At 57.3% G+C, this 20,821-nt stretch carries 20 protein-coding genes; 7 read left to right on the top strand and 13 right to left on the bottom strand.

Translation table 11 applies throughout. The features are described from left to right. Positions 1–328: 328 nt before the first annotated feature. The 4 genes from lolC (at position 329) to cobB (ending at position 4,447) form a co-directional block, all read left to right on the top strand. Positions 329–1,528, top strand: coding sequence for a lipoprotein-releasing ABC transporter permease subunit LolC (lolC, locus tag DBY66_RS02705; RefSeq protein WP_039383875.1), 1,200 nt, complete (start codon positions 329–331; stop codon positions 1,526–1,528). Next, positions 1,521–2,225: a lipoprotein-releasing ABC transporter ATP-binding protein LolD gene (gene lolD / locus DBY66_RS02700; protein ID WP_039383877.1), complete on the top strand. Its 705-nt coding sequence runs from the start codon at positions 1,521–1,523 to the stop codon at positions 2,223–2,225. Before lolC ends, lolD begins: the two co-directional genes overlap by 8 nt. Further along, on the top strand, positions 2,222–3,466 hold the full coding sequence (lolE, locus tag DBY66_RS02695) for a lipoprotein-releasing ABC transporter permease subunit LolE (RefSeq protein ID WP_039383878.1): 1,245 nt from the start codon (positions 2,222–2,224) through the stop codon (positions 3,464–3,466). The genes lolD and lolE overlap by 4 nt, the downstream gene beginning before the upstream one ends. 147 nt (positions 3,467–3,613) lie before the next feature. Continuing rightward, positions 3,614–4,447, top strand: coding sequence for a Sir2 family NAD+-dependent deacetylase (cobB, locus tag DBY66_RS02690; protein ID WP_071668743.1), 834 nt, complete (start codon positions 3,614–3,616; stop codon positions 4,445–4,447). Between the two features lie 32 nt (positions 4,448–4,479). Here the strand turns inward: cobB and potD are convergent, their stop codons facing one another. The 4 genes from potD to potA are packed head-to-tail and all read right to left on the bottom strand — an operon-like array spanning position 4,480 to position 8,260. Further along, complete coding sequence (gene potD, locus DBY66_RS02685) at positions 4,480–5,520, bottom strand: spermidine/putrescine ABC transporter substrate-binding protein PotD (RefSeq protein WP_071668744.1); 1,041 nt, start codon at positions 5,518–5,520, stop codon at positions 4,480–4,482. A 10-nt stretch (positions 5,521–5,530) separates the two neighbouring features. Further along, the gene (gene potC, locus DBY66_RS02680) at positions 5,531–6,304 is read right to left on the bottom strand and encodes a spermidine/putrescine ABC transporter permease PotC (protein ID WP_108569256.1); all 774 of its coding nucleotides are present in this window, start codon (positions 6,302–6,304) and stop codon (positions 5,531–5,533) included. Beyond that, positions 6,301–7,161, bottom strand: a complete 861-nt coding sequence (gene potB / locus DBY66_RS02675) for a spermidine/putrescine ABC transporter permease PotB (RefSeq protein ID WP_108569257.1) — start codon at positions 7,159–7,161, stop codon at positions 6,301–6,303. The genes potC and potB overlap by 4 nt, the downstream gene beginning before the upstream one ends. After that, a complete protein-coding gene (gene potA, locus DBY66_RS02670) occupies positions 7,145–8,260 on the bottom strand; it encodes a spermidine/putrescine ABC transporter ATP-binding protein PotA (RefSeq protein ID WP_039383885.1) in 1,116 nt (371 codons plus the stop codon). Before potA ends, potB begins: the two co-directional genes overlap by 17 nt. A gap of 286 nt (positions 8,261–8,546) precedes the next feature. Here potA and pepT point away from each other — a divergent pair, with 286 nt between their 5' ends. Then, positions 8,547–9,776 carry a peptidase T gene (pepT, locus tag DBY66_RS02665; protein WP_108569258.1) on the top strand — a complete coding sequence of 410 codons (1,230 nt, stop codon included), beginning with the start codon at positions 8,547–8,549 and terminating at the stop codon, positions 9,774–9,776. A 43-nt stretch (positions 9,777–9,819) separates the two neighbouring features. On the opposite strand, the gene DBY66_RS02660 is transcribed toward pepT, so the two are convergent. The 8 genes from DBY66_RS02660 to rluE all read right to left on the bottom strand — a co-directional run bounded on the left by DBY66_RS02660 (position 9,820) and on the right by rluE (position 17,646). Continuing rightward, positions 9,820–10,941, bottom strand: a complete 1,122-nt coding sequence (locus DBY66_RS02660) for a cupin domain-containing protein (protein WP_094112135.1) — start codon at positions 10,939–10,941, stop codon at positions 9,820–9,822. 58 nt (positions 10,942–10,999) lie between these two features. Continuing rightward, positions 11,000–12,460, bottom strand: a complete 1,461-nt coding sequence (gene phoQ / locus DBY66_RS02655; RefSeq protein WP_071668747.1) for a two-component system sensor histidine kinase PhoQ — start codon at positions 12,458–12,460, stop codon at positions 11,000–11,002. Between the two features lie 4 nt (positions 12,461–12,464). Beyond that, complete coding sequence (gene phoP, locus DBY66_RS02650; RefSeq protein WP_039383893.1) at positions 12,465–13,133, bottom strand: two-component system response regulator PhoP; 669 nt, start codon at positions 13,131–13,133, stop codon at positions 12,465–12,467. A gap of 108 nt (positions 13,134–13,241) precedes the next feature. Further along, entirely contained in the window at positions 13,242–14,612 is a 1,371-nt protein-coding gene (gene purB, locus DBY66_RS02645) for an adenylosuccinate lyase (protein ID WP_039383895.1), read from the bottom strand. 44 nt (positions 14,613–14,656) lie between these two features. Further along, positions 14,657–15,298: a high frequency lysogenization protein HflD gene (hflD, locus tag DBY66_RS02640; RefSeq protein WP_108569259.1), complete on the bottom strand. Its 642-nt coding sequence runs from the start codon at positions 15,296–15,298 to the stop codon at positions 14,657–14,659. A 34-nt stretch (positions 15,299–15,332) separates the two neighbouring features. Further along, positions 15,333–16,445: a tRNA 2-thiouridine(34) synthase MnmA gene (mnmA, locus tag DBY66_RS02635; RefSeq protein WP_039385800.1), complete on the bottom strand. Its 1,113-nt coding sequence runs from the start codon at positions 16,443–16,445 to the stop codon at positions 15,333–15,335. A gap of 40 nt (positions 16,446–16,485) precedes the next feature. Next, complete coding sequence (locus DBY66_RS02630; protein ID WP_039383899.1) at positions 16,486–16,959, bottom strand: NUDIX hydrolase; 474 nt, start codon at positions 16,957–16,959, stop codon at positions 16,486–16,488. A 27-nt stretch (positions 16,960–16,986) separates the two neighbouring features. Further along, a complete protein-coding gene (gene rluE, locus DBY66_RS02625) occupies positions 16,987–17,646 on the bottom strand; it encodes a 23S rRNA pseudouridine(2457) synthase RluE (RefSeq protein ID WP_113049438.1) in 660 nt (219 codons plus the stop codon). Between the two features lie 110 nt (positions 17,647–17,756). Here rluE and icd point away from each other — a divergent pair, with 110 nt between their 5' ends. Next, a complete protein-coding gene (icd, locus tag DBY66_RS02620; protein WP_039383903.1) occupies positions 17,757–19,007 on the top strand; it encodes an NADP-dependent isocitrate dehydrogenase in 1,251 nt (416 codons plus the stop codon). A gap of 46 nt (positions 19,008–19,053) precedes the next feature. On the opposite strand, the gene DBY66_RS02615 is transcribed toward icd, so the two are convergent. Beyond that, positions 19,054–20,310 (bottom strand): mechanosensitive ion channel domain-containing protein, encoded by a 1,257-nt coding sequence (locus DBY66_RS02615; protein WP_039383905.1) that lies wholly within the window; start codon positions 20,308–20,310, stop codon positions 19,054–19,056. Between the two features lie 293 nt (positions 20,311–20,603). Between DBY66_RS02615 and DBY66_RS02610 the strand changes: the two genes are divergently transcribed. Next, on the top strand, positions 20,604–20,801 hold the full coding sequence (locus DBY66_RS02610) for a DUF6404 family protein (protein ID WP_039383907.1): 198 nt from the start codon (positions 20,604–20,606) through the stop codon (positions 20,799–20,801). The last annotated feature ends 20 nt before the right edge of the window (positions 20,802–20,821 follow it).

The raw sequence follows: 20,821 nt of genomic DNA, 5'->3' as shown, positions 1-20,821 counted from the left end.
CCGCCCTGATGATCATCTCTCCATTGTGCCCGCAGGCAGGCCGGAAGGGAGCGACAGCGACTCCGCGCTATCAGCCTGACAGATATAATAGTCCCGATATGCCAGTGATGGTATGCGCGCGCCGCCAGCGGCAACCGTTCGTACAGCTTTTATCCGGCCGCACGGCGGGGCAGAACCGTTGCGGCGAAAGAAATCTCTCCTGTGGCGCGGCAGGGACGCATTTTGATGCAACTTCGCTCATCACTCAGTGGGTTAGAGGTTTCATAAAGCAGGCGGCTCCATTATCATCCCTCTACCTTATTATCAGGCAATGGCCAGAACGGAACTCATGTATCAACCAGTTGCGCTATTTATCGGTTTACGCTACATGCGTGGACGGGCTTCAGACCGCTTCGGTCGCTTCGTCTCCTGGCTCTCAACTATCGGTATTACCCTGGGCGTAATGGCGCTGGTGACCGTGCTGTCGGTGATGAACGGCTTTGAGCGTGAGCTGGAGGGGAATATCCTGGGGCTGATGCCGCAGGCGCTCATTACCAGTGACAAAGGCAGTATCGATCCGCAGCAGCTGCCGGCTGACAGCCTGAAGCTGCAGGGCGTCACGCGCGTTGCTCCCCTGACCACGGCCGATGTGGTGCTGCAGAGTGCGCACAACGTCTCGGTCGGCGTGATGCTGGGGGTTAATCCGGACGAACCCGATCCGCTCACGCCTTACCTGGTTAACACGCAGCAGCAGGTGCTGCAGGCGGGCAAATATAATGTGATCCTCGGTGAGCAGCTCGCCGCACAGCTCGGCGTGAAGCGGGGCGACGCGCTGCGTCTGATGGTGCCTTCGGTCAGCCAGTTTACGCCGGTCGGGCGCCTGCCCAGCCAGCGCATCTTTACCGTTGCCGGGACTTACGCGGCAAATAGTGAGGTAGATGGTTACCAGATCCTCGTTAATCAGCAGGATGCATCGCGCGTTATGCGCTATCCGGCAGGCAGCATCACCGGCTGGCGGCTCTGGCTGGAAAAGCCGCTGAGCGTGGATACGCTGAGTACCCAGCCGCTGCCGCAGGGCACGGTGTGGAAAGACTGGCGCGAGCGCAAAGGCGATCTTTTCCAGGCCGTACGCATGGAAAAAAATATGATGGGGCTGCTGCTGAGTCTGATTATCGCCGTAGCGGCGTTCAATATCATCACCTCGCTGGGTCTGCTGATTATGGAGAAGCAGGGCGAAGTGGCGATTCTGCAGACGCAGGGCTTAACCCGGCGGCAGATTGTCGCGGTCTTTATGGTGCAGGGCGCGAGTGCCGGTATTATTGGCGCGCTGCTGGGTGCGCTGCTTGGCGTGCTGCTTGCCAGCCAGCTGAACACGCTGATGCCGGTCATCGGCCTGTTTCTCGATGGCGCGGCGCTGCCGGTGGACATCAATCCCTGGCAGGTGGTGATGATCGCCCTGATTTCAATGACGGTTGCGCTGCTCTCAACCCTTTACCCCTCCTGGCGCGCTGCCGCCGTTCAACCCGCTGAGGCTTTACGTTATGAGTAATACCCCTTTGTTGCAGTGTCGCGACCTGTGCAAACGCTATCAGGAAGGCAGCGTGCAGACCGACGTGCTGCGCAACGTGGCTTTCAGCCTGCAGCCCGGCGAGCTGGCGGCGATTGTCGGCAGCTCCGGCTCTGGTAAAAGTACGCTCCTGCATCTGCTGGGCGGGCTGGATGCGCCGACCTCGGGCGACGTGGTGTTTGATGGCCGCTCGCTTAATGGCATGAGCGCCGCCGCAAAAGCGGAGCTGCGCAACCGCGAACTGGGCTTTATCTATCAGTTCCATCACCTGCTGCCTGACTTCAGCGCGCTGGAGAACGTGGCGATGCCGCTGCTGATTGGCAAAACCGCCAAAGCGGAAGCTGAGAGTCGCGCCCGCGAAATGCTGGCGGCGGTCGGGCTGGAGAAGCGCGCCGCGCATCGTCCTTCTGAGCTCTCAGGCGGCGAGCGTCAGCGCGTGGCGATTGCCCGGGCGCTGGTTAACCGTCCACGTCTGGTGATGGCGGATGAGCCCACCGGCAATCTCGATGCGCGCAACGCCGACGCGATATTTGAACTGCTGGGCGAGCTTAACGTGCGTCAGGGCACGGCGTTTCTGGTGGTGACTCACGATCTGCAGCTGGCAAAACGGCTGACGCGGCAGATGGAGATGCGTGACGGACAGCTGAGCGATCGCCTGACGCTGGGAGCAGAGGCATGACCTCTTCACTCTCGCTGTTGCTGGGGCTGCGTTTCAGCCGGGGCCGGCGGCGCGGCGGCATGGTATCGCTGATTTCAGTGATCTCCACCGTGGGAATTGCGCTGGGCGTGGCGGTACTGATCATCGGCCTCAGCGCCATGAACGGTTTTGAGCGTGAGCTGAATAACCGCATTCTGGCTGTCGTTCCGCATGGTGAAATTGAGCCGGTCGAAGGGCCGCTGCGCGACTGGCAATCTCTGATCGCCCCGATGGAGCAGGTGCCCGGCATCGCGGCGGCGGCCCCCTACGTTAATTTTACCGGATTGATTGAGAGCGGCGCCAGGCTACAGGCGCTGCAGGTCAAAGGGGTTGATCCGCAGCAGGAGTCGCGTCTCAGCGCACTGCCGCAGTTTGTCGCCGGCGACGCCTGGGCACAGTTTGCCGCCGGCAGGCAGCAGATTATTTTGGGCGGCGGTATCGCCAAATCACTGAACGTGAAGCAGGGCAGCTGGATCACCATCATGATCCCTAACAGCAGCGCGGATAATAAGCTGCAGCAGCCAAAGCGCATCCGGCTGCAGGTCAGCGGTATTCTTCAGCTGAGCGGCATGCTCGATCACAGCCTGGCGCTGGTTCCGCTGGCGGATGCGCAGCGCTATCTGGGCCTGGGCGACAGCGTCAGCGGTATCGCACTGAAGATGAGCGATCCGTTTCAGGCGCAAAAGCTGGTGCGCACGGCCGGTGAGGTAGCCCACGCCTATGTTTATATCAAAAGCTGGATTGGCACCTACGGCTATATGTATCGCGATATCCAGATGATCCGCGCCATTATGTATCTGGCGATGGTGCTGGTGATTGGCGTCGCCTGTTTCAATATCGTTTCCACGCTGGTGATGGCAGTTAAAGATAAGAGCGCAGACATTGCCGTACTGCGTACCCTGGGGGCGAAAGATGGGCTTATCCGCGCTATCTTTATCTGGTACGGGCTGCTGGCGGGCCTGCTGGGCAGCGTCAGCGGCGTTGTCACCGGTGTGCTGGTGGCGCTGAACCTGACGCCGGTGATGCGCGGCATCGAACATCTGACCGGGCATACGCTGCTGGCAGGCGATATCTATTTTATCGACTTTCTGCCGTCGGAACTGCACTGGCTGGATGTTGTCATTGTACTGGTAACCGCTATCGTGCTGAGCCTGATCGCCAGCTGGTACCCGGCGCGACGCGCCAGCCGCCTCGATCCGGCCCGCGTGCTGAGCGGTCAGTAACCGCCCTGACGCAGCCGCTCCGGCGGCTGCGTCCGGTTTCAGCGCCTGCGTACGGCGGTGTCGCCACGCAGTCGCTATTACCGGGACAGCATTGCCCACTACAACACCCGAAACACGGCGTACTGCGCCGCAGATCAAGGAGTTTTTATGCGCATACAGCGCCGCCGCCTGAGGCTCGCCCGCGACCGGAAAAACCGCCGTAAAGTGCATCAGCGCTTTCGCCAGCGCATCTTTGAGCGCGATCGCAGCGCTGAACTCGCCGCGCATCCGCTGCCGCGCGTGGTGGTACTGACCGGTGCCGGCATCTCTGCTGAATCGGGCATTCGTACTTTTCGCGCCTCCGACGGCCTGTGGGAAGAACATCGTATTGAAGATGTTGCTACGCCGGAGGGCTTTCGCCGCGATCCGGCGCTGGTGCAGCGCTTTTATAATATCCGCCGCCAGCAGCTGCAGCAGCCGGAGATCCAGCCTAACGCCGCACATCTGGCGCTGGCAGAGCTGGAACAGGCGCTGGGCGATAACTTTCTGCTGGTCACACAGAACATCGATAATCTGCACGAGCGTGCCGGCAGCCAGCGCGTGCTGCATATGCATGGCGAACTGCTGAAAGTGCGCTGTGAGGAGAGTGGCCAGGTGGTGGCGTGGCATCGCGACGTGACCGCCGACGATCGCTGCACCTGCTGCCAGTTTCCGGCGCGGCTGCGGCCGCACGTGGTGTGGTTCGGCGAAATGCCGCTCGGCATGGAAGAGATCTATGAGGCGATGCAGCAGGTGGATCTGTTTATCGCCATCGGCACCTCAGGCCATGTCTATCCTGCCGCCGGATTTGTACATGAAGCCACGCTGCAGGGCGCGCATACGGTTGAGCTGAACCTGGAGCCAAGTCAGGTGGGCAATGAGTTTGCCGAAGGAAAATATGGCCTGGCGAGCGAAGAGGTACCGGCGTTTGTGCAGCGCCTGCTGCAGAGCCTGGAGCACTAAACCGGGCGCCTGTGCGGCGCCCGTTACGCCTTTCAGCGGCCCGCTTTCAGCTGCTGAAACAGCGTTTCATACTGTATGCTGGCGGCTCCGACATCATTCTGCCACTCGCCTTTTCTGATGACGTCAGCAGGCGGATAGAGTGACGGATCCTGCGCAACGGCCGCAGGCAGCAGCTTTTTTGCCGCCAGATTTGGCGTCGGGTAACCGATGGTTTCCGCCACCTGAGCTGCCACATCGGGGCGCAGCAGGAAGTTAATCAGCTTCAGCGCCCCCTCCCGGTTTTTCGCATTGGCCGGGATCGCCAGGTTATCCATCCAGAAAATGCCGCCTTCTTCCGGCCAGACAATGCTCAGCGGCGTGCCCGCCTGACGCGCCACGTAAGCGGAGCCGTTCCAGATCATACCGACGTTGACTTCGCCCTCCATAAACGGGTTGCCCGGATTATCGGAGTTAAACGCCAGCACGTTCGGCATCAGCTTTTTCAGCTCTTCTGACGCGGCAGCGATCTGCGCCGGGTCCTGCGTGTTGCCGGAATAACCGAGCTTGCGCAGCGCCACCTGGAACACTTCGCGCGCATCGTCCGTCAGCAGCAGACTCTGCTTATATTCCGGCTTCCAGAGGTCGGCCCAGCGGGTGATCGTTTTAGGATCGATCTCATCGCTGTTGACACCGATAGCGGTCGCGCCCCAGATATAGGGAATGGAGTAGTCGTTATCGGGATCGAACGGCTTGTTGAGCAGGTCGGGATCGAGATTCTTAAAGTTGCTCAGCTGCGATTTATCGATCTTCTGCAGCATCCCCTCATTGCGCATTTTGGCGACAAAATAGGTCGAAGGCACCACCAGATCGTAAGCGCCATCTTTCCAGGTTTTCAGCTTGGCGTACATGCTCTCATTGGATTCATAGGTGGAGTAGATCACTTTGATCCCGGTCTCTTTGGTAAACTGCTCCAGCAGACCCGGCGGCACATACTCTGTCCAGTTATAGAAGTAGAGCGTTTTATTGTCAGCCTGCGCGCTCTGCATACACAGCGCCATCGCTCCCGCTATCAGCCAGCAAGCGTGTTTTTTCATGGGGTATCCTCTATTGGGTTTTATCACGGAGCAGTAGCTGACTGATCGCCACCAGCAGCAGCGACAGCAGCAGCAGGATCGTCGCCAGCGCGTTCACCTCGGGTGAAACACCAACTTTCACCATGGAGTAGATCTTCAGCGGCAGGATTTCGAAACCCGGCCCGGTAACGAATGATGAGACCACCACATCATCCATAGAGAGGGTAAAACTCAGCAGCCAGCCCGCTGCCACGGCCGGCATCGCCAGCGGCAGCAGAATTTTACGCAGAATCGTCACTTCACTGGCACCGAGATCTTTTGCCGCCTCCAGCATGCGCACATCAAACCCTTTCAGCCGCGAGTAAACGGTGATCACCACAAAAGGCAGGCAGAAGGTGATATGCGAAAACAGCAGCGACCAGAAGCCGAGCGAGATCCCCAGCAGCATAAACAGCACCAGCAGGGAGATCGCCATAACAATATCCGGCGACATCATCACCACAAACAGCATCCCGCTGACAAAGGGCTTACCGCGAAAACGGTAACGGTAGAGCGCGACGGCCGTAAGCGCGCCAATCAGCGTGGCGCAGGTTGCGGAGATCACACCCATGATAAGTGAGTGCTGCGCTGCCTGAATCAGACTGTCGTTGTTCAGCAGCAGCTGATACCAGCGCGTGCTGAATCCCTGCCAGTTAATGCCAAAGCGCGAGGCGTTGAAGGAGTTCACGATCAGGATAATCATCGGAATATAGAACCAGGCATAGATTGCGGCCATAAAGCCGCCGCGTAGCAGACGCGCCATCATGAGAGATCCATACGGTTATTCAGCAGCCGCGCCGCCCGCCAGTAAAACAGCAGCATAATGCCCATCAGCAGCGTCATCACCACGCTGGTGGCTGCGCCAGAGGGCCAGTCGCGAATGTTCAGGAACTGGCTTTTGATAATATTTCCGATCAGCAGGTTTCTGGCGCCGCCCATAAGGTCGGCAACGTAAAACATGCCCATCGCCGGGATAAATACCAGCAGGGAGCCCGCGACAATGCCGGGCAGAGTCAGCGGCAGAATAATGCGTACAAACGTCTGCAGCTTACTGGCACCGAGATCGCGCGCCGCTTCAAGATACGATCGGTCAAGCTTCTCCAGGCTGGAGTAAAGCGGCAGTACCATAAACGGCAGCAGGATATAGATTAACCCCAGAATCACCGCTTCAGAGGTGAACATGATGCGAAAGGGCTTATCTGTTACGCCGAGCCAGAGCAGAAAGTCGTTCAGCCAGCCGCGGGTGCTGAGAAAGATCTTCAGCCCATAGATGCGGATCAGCGAGTTGGTCCAGAAGGGGACAATCAGCAAAAACAGCATCAGCGGACGCAGCCGCGGCGAGAGGCGGGTCAGGCACCAGGCAAACGGATAGCCCAGCAGCAGACAGCACAGGGTGGCGATAAACGCCATATTCAGTGAATGCAGCAGCACGCTGGCATAGAGCGGGTCGAGCAGGCGGCGGTAGTTATCAAAGGTCAGTACCATGCTGACAAAGTGCGCATCATCGCGCGTCAGAAAGCTGGTGACGATAATCATCAGATTGGGCAGCAGCACAAACAGCGTCAGCCAGCTGACAATCAGGGTAACAATCGCTTTCTGCAGACGATTACGCATCAGTTTCATAGGGCAGTACCACCTCCCAGTCCGGCACCCAGCGGATGGCCATTTTTTGATTCAGCGAGTGGTCAAAATCGGGGTCATCTTCGTTGAAGAATTCACTGACCGTCAGCAGCTTGCCGTTCTCCAGCTCCACCGAGGACTCCAGGGTCATGCCTTTATAGCTGCGGTCGCGAACAAAACCGGTCAGATACTCGCTGCGGCTGTCATGAGCAATCTCTTCAACGCGCAGATCTTCCGGGCGCAGCAGCACGTGCAGTTTATCACCGGGCGCTACCGGAAACGGGCAGTGCAGATCGCAGGCGATGCCTTCAACGCGCGCGCGGATGGTGGGCGCGCGGTCGCACGCGATCACCTCGGCGTCAAAGACGTTGATTTCACCGATAAAACGCGCCACAAACAGGTTGCCCGGCTCTTCATAAATTTCACGCGGCGTGCCATCCTGCTCAATGCGACCGTCGCGCATCACCACGATACGATCTGACATAGAGAGCGCCTCTTCCTGATCGTGGGTGACAAAAACAAAGGTGATGCCCAGTTTGCGCTGCAGCGCTTTCAGCTCGTTCTGCATCTGACGACGCAGCTTATAATCCAGCGCCGAGAGAGACTCATCCAGCAGCAGGACTTTTGGCTGGTTAACCACGGCGCGGGCGATAGCGACCCGCTGCTGCTGTCCCCCTGAAAGCTGATGCGGGCGCCGGTCGGCGAAACTCTCCAGCTGCACCATGGCCAGCGCTTCATTAACGCGCTGAACGATCTCACCGGCGGGGCGCTTCTGCATGCGCAGACCGAATGCGACGTTCTCAAACACGGACATATGCGGAAACAGCGCGTAGCTCTGAAACACAGTATTGATATGACGCTGCTCGGCGGGCGTATCGGTAATATCGCTGCCATCCAGCGTGATGCGGCCGCTGTCGGTGGTTTCCAGTCCGGCAAGCAGGCGCAGAATGGTGGTTTTCCCGCAGCCTGACGGGCCCAGCAGAGTAATAAACTCTCCGTGTCCGATATGCAGGTTGAAATCAGAGATGATGGTTTTCCCATCGAAAGCTTTACTGATGCCAGAAAGCGTAACCAGCGCCTGTTGTGCGCATGTTTGCGTCATTTTAGTCACTCAGTCTGAAGGGATCAGGATAGCGGCTCGCTGCCGGCGACAGCGAGCCGTAGTGAAGGCGGGATAATACCTGAAAATTTATCTAATGCCATAATTTACCGCTGAATTACCTGGAAAAGAGGGCAAACTACCGAACTGTGCGTGACAGGCCAGCCGGCAATAATTTACCTGGTACACGCTATGGCAGGCAGGCTAACCTAAAGAAGAGTGATATCGCGCAACACGGCGGGCAGCTGCCGCCGCAATAATAACACCGGCTTAAACAGGGGGATAACGGATGGAACAGTTACTGGAACGCTTTCTGCGCTACGTAGCGATAGAGACGCAGGCTAAACCGCAGGCGCGGCAGGTGCCGAGCAGTGAGGGGCAGTGGATCCTGGCGCGTCAGCTGCAGGAAGAGCTGATTGCACTGGGCTTTGTCGATGTATCGCTGAGCGACCACTGCTGCGTAATGGGTACGCTGCCGGCCAACGTCGACTGGCCAGTGCCGGTTATCGGCTTTATTTCTCATATGGATACCTCGCCCGACTACACGGCGAAAAACGTCAATCCGCAGATCGTGGAGAACTATCGCGGCGGCGACATTGCGCTGGGTAACGGGGATGAAGTGCTGTCGCCGGTGATGTTCCCGGTGCTGCATAAGCTGACCGGACATACGTTGATCACGACCGACGGCAAAACGCTGCTGGGTGCGGATGATAAAGCGGGCATTGCGGAGATTATGACGGCGATGGCGGAGCTGGCAAAGGGTGACGTGCCGCACGGCGCTATCCGGGTTGCCTTTACGCCGGATGAGGAGATCGGCCGCGGCACGTCGCACTTCGACGTGGAAGGGTTTGCGGCTGACTGGGCTTACACCATGGATGGCAGCGGTCTCGGCGAGTTTGAGTTTGAGAACTTCAACGCCGCAACTGCGATGGTCTATATCACCGGGAATAACGTTCATCCCGGCAGCGCAAAGAATGTCATGGTGAATGCGCTGGATCTGGCGATGCGCTTCCACGCCGAGCTGCCTGCTCAGGAGAAGCCGCAGTTTACCGACGGCTACGAAGGCTTTTTCCATCTGCACTCTATCAAAGGCACGGTGGAGCACGCTGAGCTGATGTATCTGATCCGCGATTTTGATGCAGACAGCTATGAACAGCGCAAACAGCTGCTGGAGAACATCGGACAGCGGGTGGGCAAAGGGCTGCAGAGCGAATGTTCGGTTAAAGTCGAGATCAGCGACAGCTATCGCAATATGCGCGAAAAAGTGGAGCCGTATCCGCATATTATTGAGCTGGCGCTGCAGGCGATGCGCGACTGCGGCATTGAGCCTGACGTGAAGCCGATCCGTGGCGGCACTGACGGTTCCGCGCTGTCGTGGAAAGGGCTGCCCTGTCCGAATATCTTTACCGGTGGCTATAACTACCACGGCAAACATGAGTTTGCCTCACTGAATGTGATGCAAAAAGCGACAGAAGTGATTGTGCGGCTCTCTGCGCTGGCGGCAGAGAAGCGGACATAACGCAGAAGAGCGCCTCTCCCGGAAGCGGGAGAGGCGCATGGTTTTAATCAGCAAAGAACCAGTAGCCGCTGTTTACCAGACCGGCCAGCTGCGCCAGCAGTGACGGGTCATCCAGCGCGTCACCAAAATCTGCCAGAGCAAGTTCATGCTGGTGCGCCAGCGCGGCCAGTACCTGCGGATGCTGGCTGGTGATCTGCTCGCCATTAACATAGACGGCATCACCCAGCGTCAGTACACGCAGGCCGCCAAGCCGCGTCAGCGTGTCACCCTGCTGCAGCGCATCGTAAATCTCATCCGGCTGATACGGCGGCTCCGGTGGCGCCACGTCCAGCTCATGGCGCGACTGCGAAATAAATTCGCCAAACCACTGGCTGAACTGCTCCGGCTGGTTGATCACATCCAGCATAACCTGACGAATGCCTTCAACTTCAGAAGGCAGGATCTGCGACGGGCAGCTGCGTGAAGGTACTTCCGGATCGCTGTAGCGATAGCTGCCCAGCTCATGAGCCAGCATATAATCAGCAAAGCCGCTGATCAGCTCGCGGCCATTTGGCGCCCGGAACCCGACTGAATAGTTGAGCGCATTTTCCAGCGAGTAGCCCTCGTGCGGGAAGCCCGGCGGAATGTAGAGAATATCGCCCGGCTCCAGCTCTTCATCGATAATGGCGTCAAACGGCGCAACCTGCAGCAAATCGGGATGCGGGCAGTGCTGTTTCATCGGGACCTTTTCACCCACGCGCCAGCGCCGGCGGCCGGTACCCTGAATGATAAAGACATCATACTGGTCGAAATGCGGACCCACGCCGCCGCCCGGGACTGAAAACGAGATCATCAGATCGTCGATGCGCCAGTCGGGCAGAAAGCGGAACGGGCGCATCAGGGCAGCAGAGCCCTCATGCCAGTGGTTAACCGCCTGAACCAGCAGCGACCAGTTGCTTTCACCCAGATGGTCATAGCTCTCAAACGGGCCGTGGCTGACCTGCCATTTGTCGTTATGGTGGCTGACGAGGCGGCTGTCCACCTCATTTTCCATCGCCAGTCCCGCCAGCTCATCCGGCGAGAGGGGATCCACGAAATTTTTGAAGCCGCGCTTAAGCACGACCGGGCGTTTCTGCCAGTAGCGCTGAATAAAGTCGGTCTGGTTGATATCGAGCTGATAATCCATACGAAGCGTTCCGGTTGGAGCAATAATTGCTGGCAAGTATAACAGTCCGCAGCCGGTTCTACTCGCGGTGATGTGTAACTTCCTGCCGCCTGAACACCACTTCCATGCGCGTGCCGCCCAGCGGGCTGGCAGAGGCGCTGACGGTTCCGGCATACTGTTCAAGAATATCCCGCACCACCGCCAGCCCCAGCCCCTGTCCCGGCCGCAGCGTATCGGCCCGCTGGCCGCGGACAAAAATCAGATCGCGCTTGCTTTCAGGAATACCCGGCCCGTCATCATCGATAAACAGATGCAGCGCCTGGTCAGTCTGGCGCGTGCTGACTTCAATAAACTCCAGGCAATATTTACAGGCGTTATCGAGTACGTTGCCGAGCACTTCCATAAAATCGTTCTGATCGCCGACAAACACCAGCTCGGGGGGAATGTCGAGCGTGATCTCCACGCCCTTGCGCTGGTAAACCTTGTTGAGCGCAGAGCAGAGGCTGTCGAGCAGGGCGGAAACCGAGTGAAAATCACGCTGCAGCGGATTGTGGTCGGCCTGCATGCTGGCGCGATGCAGATAGTAACCCGTCTGCTGTGAAATACGGCTGATCTGCTCCAGCATCACCGGCTCCGCCTGTTCGATGGTGAGTGATTTGCCGTTGCGCAGCGATCGCAGCGTACTCTGCAGCACTGCCAGCGGTGTTTTCAGGCTGTGGGTTAAATCTGAGAGCGTGGTGCGGTAGCGGGTATAGCGCTGACGCTCGTTGGTCAGCAGCAGGTTAAGGTTGCGCACCAGGCTTTTCAGCTCCTGCGGCGGGTTGTCGCCCAGGTTTTCCCGCTGACCGGTCTCCAGCTCGCGCACCTGCGCGGTGAGATCGCCAATCGGGCGCAGGCTCCAGTGAGCGGCCAGCCAGAGCAGCGGGATCACCAGCAGCAGGTTAGCCGCCAGCACATAGCTGAACCATGACCAGACTACGTCTGAGTGCTGCAGCTCTTGCGGGATGGAATCCACCACCACAATGGTCATCGCCGGCAGGTTGACTGTCGCATCGTAGCGATTCACCGCAACCGAATGGGTAAAGGTGTCGTTACTGTTGCTGTCCAGCGCGTGCAGCTGCTGCTGCGCCTGAATGTTATCGCCTAATGCCGTCAGGCTGGTGCGGTTGCTGGTGTCAATTTCATAAAAGTCAGGCTTCAGCAGCCACTCGGGCTGAATTTTTTCCCGGATCTCCGGCACGTCGCGCTGCTGCCACAGCAGCTTGCCGCGCTCATCGTAGATAAAGACCAGCGTCGGGAAATTCAGCGTCATGCGCTCCGGCTGCGCGATGGTGAGTTTGTTATCCTGCCACTGCGCCAGAGTGAAAAAGAGGTTACTTTCACCGCGCAGCACGCGGTAGGTATTTTTATCGAAACTCACGACATAGCCGATAACCGCGACCATGCCATAGGAGAGAGAGATAAACAGGACCACGGCGGCGGTCGCCAGCAGAAAGCGGGTACGGAGCGAGAGCGGGCGCAGCTGGCGAAACCAGTTCATGGCGTCAGAGATCGAAACGGTAGCCCTGACCGCGTACCGTGTTGATCACTTCGGTCGGATGCAGTGCAAGGATTTTCTTGCGCAGGCGGCCCATCAGCACATCGATGGTATGGCTTTCGCGCAGTTCAGCGTCAGGATAGAGCTGCAGCATCAGCGAATCTTTGCTGACCACTTTACCCGCGTTGCGGATCAGCGTTTCCGCAATCGTATATTCAAATGCTGTCAGCTTCACCGGCACGTCGTTCACCGCCAGCTCGCGACGTGACAGGTCGACCTGAAACGGCGGCAGGGAGATGATCTGCGATGCGTGGCCGCTATTGCGGCGCATCAGCGCCTGCAGGCGGGCAGCAACCTCCTCAATATGAAAAGGCTTGGTAACGTAGTCGTCCGCGCCAGCTTCCAGGGCTTCAACTTTTGCCTGCCAGCCTTCGCGTGCGGTCAGTACCAGGATCGGCTGGCGCACCGCGTCGCTGCGCCAGCGGCGAATCAGCGACATGCCATCTTCGTCGGGCAGGCCAAGATCAACCAGCGCAATGTCAGGCAGATGTTCCTGAAGAAAGTAGTCAGCTTCTTTCGCATCTTCAGCGGCATCAACCTGATGCCCCATATCACGCAGCTGAACGGCGAGATGGTGGCGCAGCAGAGCATTATCTTCCACAACCAGAACACGCATACTTTTTCCTTACCTGCAAACTCAGTGATAATAAAGTGAGTATACGTGAAGGGAGCTAAACCAGAGAACAACGCAACAGGCGCGCGGTGCGCGCCTGTGCAGGCGGAATTACTTCAGGTCATCGACCATTTGCACCGCGCGGCCCAGATAGTTAGCCGGGGTCATCTGCTTCAGGCGCACTTTCTCCTCTTCCGGCAGCGCCAGGCTGTCGATAAAGGCCTGCATGCCCGCCGCATCCACGCGCTTGCCGCGCGTCAGCTCTTTAAGCTTTTCGTAGGGTTTTTCAATCCCGTAACGGCGCATCACGGTCTGAATCGGCTCGGCAAGCACTTCCCAGTTGTGATCCAGCTCATCCAGCAGGCGATCGCGATTCACCTCCAGTTTTGAGATGCCCTTCAGCGTGGACTGATAGGCAATCAGGGCATAGCCGACGCCGACGCCGAGGTTGCGCAGAACGGTTGAGTCGGTGAGATCGCGCTGCCAGCGTGACACCGGGAGCTTGCTGGCGAGGTGCTGCAGTACCGCGTTTGCCAGACCTAAATTACCCTCAGAGTTTTCAAAGTCGATAGGGTTGACCTTGTGCGGCATCGTTGAGGAGCCAATTTCGCCCGCGATGGTTTTCTGTTTGAAGTGGTTCAGTGCAACGTAGCCCCAGATATCGCGATCAAAATCGATCAGGATAGTGTTGAAACGCGCGATACAGTCAAACAGCTCTGCAATGTAGTCGTGCGGCTCAATCTGCGTGGTGTAGGGGTTCCAGGTAATGCCAAGCGAGGTGACAAACTCTTCGCTGATCTGATGCCAGTCCGCTTCCGGATAAGCAGCGATGTGCGCGTTGTAGTTGCCGACGGCGCCGTTGATTTTGCCCAGCACCTCAATGTTGCCCAGCTGACGCAGCTGCCGCTCCATGCGGTAGGCGACGTTGGCCATCTCTTTGCCCATGGTTGAAGGGGTAGCGGGCTGGCCGTGCGTACGGGAGAGCAGCGGAATATCGCGATACTCCTGCGCCAGTCCCTTCACCGCAGCGATGATTTTCTGCCAGTAGGGCGTGATAACGTCGCGGCGTGCGGTTTCCAGCATCAGCGCATGGGAGAGGTTATTGATATCTTCAGAGGTGCAGGCGAAGTGGATAAACTCAGAGACCGCCTGCAGCGCAGGCACATCAGCCACTTTCTCTTTCAGAAAGTATTCAACCGCTTTGACATCGTGATTCGTAGTGCGCTCTATGGTTTTGATGCGTGCAGCGTCAGTTTCATCAAAATTGCTGACAATCGCGTCAAGGAAAGCGTTTGCGTCAGCATCAAATGCAGGAACTTCCCTGATCTCTGCGGTCGCAGCCAGTTTCTGTAACCAGCGAACTTCCACTTCCACGCGGAATTTCAGTAAACCAAACTCACTGAAAATGGCGCGCAGCGGGCTGACTTTATCGCCGTAACGGCCATCAACGGGTGAGACGGCGGTCAGAGAGGATAATTCCATCAGTGCAACTCCTGAAACGTTAACAGATGAGGGCAGGGCAGCGTTTAATACGCCGGACCCAGCCGGGATAAAATAGCTTTGGCTTCATTCAGCAGGCGCTGACGCGAAAACATCAGCTGCAGGCGGCCACCGCCACACTGCTGCCAGAGCACCGCTGAACGGATCCCCGCCAGCAGCGCCGCGCGGACTTTGTTCTGTACCTGAGTATTTTGCAGCACCTGCGGTGAGCCGGTAACCTGAATGCGCGGGCCCAGCGGGCTGATGATATCGACATAGATGCCCGCCATGGCGCTGGTAAGGGTGTCGGATTCGGGGCCGTAGTGCGCCAGCTGACGGTCGAGCTGGCCGATACGCTGTGCCAGCGCCGCCAGTGCGGTTTTGTTGCCGCTGAGCTTGCGCTCCAGCACCATCAGACCCAGCGTGTAGCGCGTCACTTCCGCACTGGCACCCTGACGGCTGCCGCTGTTCAGCACCGCCATTAAGGTCTCCAGACCGGGGCGCAGATTGGCTTCGTCATTACCATATACCGCCAGCGTGGAGGCGGGATTGAGATCAAGCAGGCTGCGTATGGATACCTGCAGCGCCGCGCTGTCGCACTGGCCCTGATGCGCCAGCTGCTGCGTCAGCTGTGTGGCCTGGCAAATGCCCGCCAGCGCCAGCGTAATATCATAAAAATTTTTAGCCACGCTCTACTCCTGCAGAAAAATCAGCGGCGCTGTTTTACGCCTCAGGCAGCGGCAGACGCTGCTCAATAATACCGCCACCGAGACAGACGTCATCCAGATAGAACACCGCAGACTGGCCCGGCGTCACCGCTGCAACCGCTTCATCGAAACGCACCTCGATGCGATCGTCGCCAAGCGGCAGGATTTCACACGGGATGTCACTCTGGCGGTAGCGGGTTTTAACCGTGCAGCGCAGCGGGGAGGTCACCGGCTGACGATCGACCCAGTGCAGTTGCTGGGCAATCAGGCCCACAGACATCAGGCGCGGATGGTCGCCGCCCTGGGCGACAATCAGCCGGTTACGTGCGACATCTTTGTCCACCACGTACCAGGGATCGTCATTGCTCTCTTTGCGGCCGCCAATGCCCAGACCTTTGCGCTGACCGAGCGTATGGTACATCAGCCCCTGATGCTCACCGACAATTTCACCCTCGACCGTCTCAATTTCGCCCGGTTGCGCAGGCAGGTAACGGCCGAGGAAATCGCGAAACTTGCGCTCGCCGATAAAGCAGATGCCGGTAGAATCTTTTTTCTTTGCGGTAATCAGATCCAGCTCTTCGGCAATGCGGCGCACTTCCGGCTTCTCCAGTTCACCGACCGGAAACAGGCTCTGGGCGATCTGCTGGTGGCTCAGGGTGTAGAGGAAATAGCTCTGATCTTTATTGCCATCGAGTCCGCGCAGCAGCTGGCTTTTGCCCGCCACGTCGGCCCGACGCACATAGTGGCCGGTCGCGATATAATCTGCGCCGAGGTCTTCAGCAGCGAACTCAAGAAAGGCTTTAAATTTGATCTCTTTATTGCAGAGAATATCGGGATTAGGCGTGCGCCCCGCCTTATATTCGTCGAGAAAATGCTCGAACACATTGTCCCAGTACTCAGCGGCAAAATTAATTTTGTGCAGTTTTATGCCGAGCTTGTCACACACGGCTTGTGCATCAGCCAGATCGTCTGCAGCGGTGCAATACTCCTCGCCGTCATCCTCCTCCCAGTTCTTCATGAACAGGCCTTCAACCTGGTAGCCCTGCTGCTGCAGTAGCCACGCGGAAACGGAAGAATCGACGCCGCCGGACATTCCGACGATTACTTTTTTCTGGCTGTTGTCAGACATGACGCACTCTTGATTACAGTAAAACAGGCGGCGCATTCTATCATGGAGTCACGGTATGCGCACCCTTGTGAAACGGCCAGTTAAACGGCGCCACCAGCTGTAGCGGGTAGCGCACGCCCTGTTGCCACAGCCGCACGCTCTCCGCGACCAGCGGCGAACGTAGCTGATCGGACGTAAGAATTTGCTCGGGTGTTAGCCACCAGCAGCAATCGATATCGCTGTCGAGCGGCGTGGTCACGCACGGCGCTGGCAGATCAACACCAAAGAGAAACCGCACAAAAGGTGTATTATCCGGCGCAATCCACTGCTGCACGCCAAGAAAATAGTGCAGCTCTGCGTGGATGCCGGTCTCTTCATACAGCTCGCGCAGCGCCGCTTCCTGCAGCGTCTCATCCGCTTCGAGATGGCCCGCTGGCTGATTCCAGGTCACGCGTCCGGCGACACGCTCCTCAACCACCAGCAGTTTACCCTGCGCCTGTACCAGACAGGCGACGGTTACATGAGGTTTAAACATCGTTCGCTCGCTCTGATTAACCTGCGGTTATTGAAACTCAGCGCTGATATCGCGCCACTCGCCGGGAGCAAGCCCATTAAGCTGATGCTCTCCCAGCGCAAAGCGAATCAGGCGCAGGGTCGGGAAACCGATATGCGCCGTCATGCGTCGTACCTGCCGGTTGCGCCCTTCATACAGGGTGATTTTCAGCCAGCTGGTGGGGATGGTTTTGCGTTCGCGCACTGGTGGCGTGCGCGGCCATAGCCACTCCGGCTCACTGACCGCTTCGATACCCGCCGGCAGCGTTATGCCGTCGTTAAGCTCAACGCCGCTGCGCAGCCGGGATAAATCTGATTCCTGCGGCACGCCCTCGACCTGAACAAAGTAAATTTTCCCCGTGCGCCTGCCGGGCTGAGTAAGCTGCGCCTGCAGCGCGCCATCGTTGGTCAGCAGCATCAGCCCCTCACTGTCGCGATCCAGACGGCCTGCCGCGTAGACGTCGCTGACCGGAATAAAGTCTTTCAGCGTGCGGCGCCCGGCGTCGTCGCTGAATTGCGGCAGCACATCAAAGGGTTTGTTAAATAAAATCACGCGGCGCGGGCCGGCCGGACGTGCCGGGCGGCGCGCAGCGTGGCGTGACGCCGCGGTGCGTTTAGGTGGGTGAATTTTCTGAGATGTTTTTCGCATGAGCTTTGCAGTAAGTAACAATCGGCGCATTATAACGCGAAATTACGGTGATTGGCGTAGGGGAAATATTCAAGTAGTATTGACCCGCATCTTACAAATCATTAACAAAAAATCGCTCGAAGGAGAGGTTAATGGAAAGCAAAGTAGTTGTTCCGGCAGAAGGTCAGAAAATCACCCTTGATCAGGGCAAACTGAATGTCCCGCATAACCCAATCATTCCTTACATTGAGGGTGATGGTATCGGCGTTGACGTTTCCCCGGTCATGCTGAAAGTGGTTGATGCTGCCGTGAAGAAAGCCTACAACGGCGAGCGTAAAATTTCCTGGATGGAAATCTTTACTGGTGAGAAATCAACAGAACTTTACGGCCAGGATGTCTGGCTGCCGCAGGAAACCCTGGATTTAATCAAAGAGTACCGCGTTGCCATCAAAGGCCCACTGACCACCCCGGTTGGCGGCGGTATTCGCTCGCTGAACGTGGCACTGCGTCAGGAGCTGGACCTTTACGTCTGCCTGCGTCCGGTACGCTACTACAAAGGCACGCCAAGCCCGGTCAAACGTCCGGAAGAGACCGATATGGTGATCTTCCGTGAGAACTCCGAAGATATCTATGCCGGTATCGAATGGAAAGCGGGTACGCCGGAAGCGGATAAAGTGATCAAATTCCTGCGTGAAGAGATGGGCGTGAAGAAAATTCGCTTCCCGCAGCAGTGCGGTATCGGCGTGAAGCCGTGCTCGGAAGAGGGTACCAAACGCCTGGTCCGTGCGGCGCTAGAATACACCATCACTAACGATCGTGATTCGCTGACGCTGGTTCATAAAGGCAACATCATGAAGTTCACCGAAGGTTCTTTCAAGGACTGGGGCTACCAGCTGGTGAAAGAGGAGTTTGGTGGTGAGCTGATTGACGGTGGCCCGTGGATGAAATTCAACAATCCAAATACCGGCAAAGAGATCATCGTCAAGGATGTGATTGCAGATGCTTTCCTGCAGCAGATCCTGCTGCGTCCGGCAGAGTATGACGTTATTGCCTGTATGAACCTGAACGGCGACTACATCTCTGACGCCCTGGCGGCACAGGTTGGTGGTATCGGTATCGCACCTGGCGCAAACATCGGTGACGAGTGCGCGCTGTTTGAAGCCACGCACGGGACTGCACCAAAATATGCGGGTCAGGATAAAGTGAACCCGGGTTCAGTGATCCTGTCTGCTGAGATGATGCTGCGTCACATGGAGTGGTTTGAAGCGGCTGATCTGATTGTCAAAGGTATGGAAGGCGCAATTGCGGCTAAAACCGTGACCTATGACTTCGAACGTCTGATGGATGGCGCTAAATTGCTGAAATGTTCAGAGTTTGGCGACGCGATCATCAGCAACATGTAATCTGCTTCAGGCAGAGTGCAAAACGGGAGCCACTGGCTCCCGTTTTTTATTCGCCTGCTGTATCGCTCTGACGCAGCGTCTCATCGCGCGCCTGCGACAGGCGCCAGAAATCGTGGCCGCCCGGATGCTGATAAATCCGCAGAGCGAACTGTCCGACGATGGCATAGATATACTCAAATATCGCTGACTGTGAATCTTCGTAATCAGCCCACATGACGGAAGAGGTAAAGCAGTAGACCTCAACCGGTAGCCCTTCGGGTGAGGGTTTGAGTGCCCGTACCACGATATACATATCTTTCTTAATATCATCGCGCTGCGTCAGCCAGGCGGTCAGATATTTACGAAATATGGTCAGATTAGTCAGGCCATTTTCGGCAAACCAGCGGTCGCCTGGCGCGCTGGGTTCACGTCCATCCATCAGCACGGAAAGCTGCTCACTGACCCCGCGTATCTGCATCATCTGCTGCACCAGCTCATAGTCCAGAAAGCGAATTGAGGTCTGGTCAAGATAGAAGCTGCGCATGATACGCCGCGCACCGGAGGAGAACATTGCCTGCCAGTTGGTATAGGTTTCGGTCAGAAAATTCTTCGTGGGAATGCGCGACAGCGTGTTGTCCCAGTTGCGAATAGTAATGGTGTGCAGCGCAATATCGATGACCTCACCACTGATGCCGTTATCCGGCATCTCAATCCAGTCACCGAGCTGCAGCACATCATTGGATGAAACCTGAATGTTGGCCACCAGCGACAGCAGCGTGTGCTGAAATACCAGCATGAGAACGGCCGCCACCGCACCCAGACTGGAAATAATAATCACCGGCGACTTATTCGACATAATTGCCAGGATCATGATCGCAGAGAGGATGTGCACCAGAATCTTACCGATCTGGATATAGCCTTTAATCGAGTGATTTTTACGCCGCGACTTTTTGGTATAGGAGATGTTGATGATCTCCAGCACTTCCGTAAAGAACAGCGAAAGATAGATAAAAAACAGAATGCCGCAGATGGTCTTGACCGCAATCTGCAGATGCTGCGGCAGACCCGGCATAAACTGCAGCAGATAGTAGACGATAATGACCGGAATAAAATTAGAGAGTTTTTCCGACAGGCGGACATCTTTATCCAGCGGTACCTGATTTTTATGCGCGCTGAAAAAGACTTTACGCACCACCTTTACCACAAAAAATTTACAGATAAAGTGCGCAATCATCGCCGCCGCGACCAGCAGCAGCAGGCTGACCGTTGCCGCAAGCGCCGTGTCACCGGCAAGAAAATTCTGGAATGTATAGAAGTAGCTCATGTTAATCAGTAGCCGGTCCGGGGTGGCGGGAATTCAAGCATAAAGCCGTACGGGGCGATAAGCGACGCGTGCGCAATTGCGGTGTCAGTCAGAAAATAGTTCAGCACCGCTGACTGCCGGCTGCAGTTATACCACTAAGCCCGCCTGACTGACGAGCGGCATCAGATAATTACCCGTGCCATCTGCGCGCTGGCTAGTCTCATAGTTTGAAGCAGTTAACATCCTGAACCGGATAGCCGTGCCTTTTGCAGCAGAAGCCGCTATCGTCAGCGCTCAGTATCGGGGGAGAGACTATGCAGGGTATCGTGAAGTTTGTGAAAGGCTGGCTACTTTTTTCACTGCTGTGGGGCGTGTTTATGTGGTTTGTCTCCTGGCAGGCGCAGGGAAAAGAGCCGGGCATGGCAGTGGTAATGAGCCTGTATGCGGGATTAATCTATCAGGCGCTGCGTACCATGGTAGCGCGCTATAAAGCACGACGCGCGGCGGCGTAAGCGCAGGAACAGCGGGGCCG

It is taken from the genome of Pantoea sp. RIT413 (assembly GCF_003057675.2).
GTDB classification, from domain to species: domain Bacteria; phylum Pseudomonadota; class Gammaproteobacteria; order Enterobacterales; family Enterobacteriaceae; genus Pantoea; species Pantoea eucrina.
This window is presented reverse-complemented; position numbering and strand designations above follow the sequence as displayed.